Annotated in this window: 1 pseudogene; it reads right to left on the reverse strand. The window is 45.2% G+C overall.

From position 1 onward, the window contains the following. Nucleotides 1-713, reverse strand: a pseudogene (locus R7R24_RS26885) (chemotaxis protein); the annotation flags it as partial.

The following is a 713-nucleotide window of genomic DNA, read 5'->3' on the forward strand; positions in this document are numbered from 1 at the left end:
TGCTACAGAGGTAATCAAGTCTGCCACTTTCATGATTTCTTCATGGCTAGTAATGATCTGGCTGATCGCTTGGGTAGAATCCTCCAGCAATTCCGAGCTTTTCTCCGCTTGTTGATGAACGTCTTCACTCTTCTCGCGCAGCTCTTCCACAAACTTGCTCGACTCTTCAATCCCTGTGGCCATGTGATGTACTTGTTGGCTCATTTGCTCTGCCGCACTTGCTTGAGATTCACTATTCACGTTGAGTGCATTGACTTGCTCATCCAACTGCGACGATTGCTCATCAAGCGCTTGCGAAACAGATTTCAGCTCTATCGAATTTAAATTAGCTTGTTCCAATACTTCAGCCAGATGCAGTTCGCCTTCTGTTGCTTTTTTGGCGACTTGCTCACTCTCGACTTTTGCTGCTTCGGCATTTTCAATCGCATCATCACGTTGCTTAGCAGTAAATGCCTGAGCGATACAAATCACCACCAGCGGCAATACGGTACCAGACCAAATTTCTAATCTCTGAGAAGCTTCCGATAATACCAGTTGAGGAAACTCAAAACCCGAAACATGCTGATGTGTCATTAAGGCGGAAATGGCAATCACCACGCCACTCCAAGCAATAGCGATAAGACGAGTGCCAGATAAGAAGAAAGCGACAACCAACAAAGGCACCCAATAAGTTTGAGTTGAATCAACCACACCACCACTTTGATAAATGATAT

Source organism: Vibrio sp. 704 (assembly GCF_033339295.1).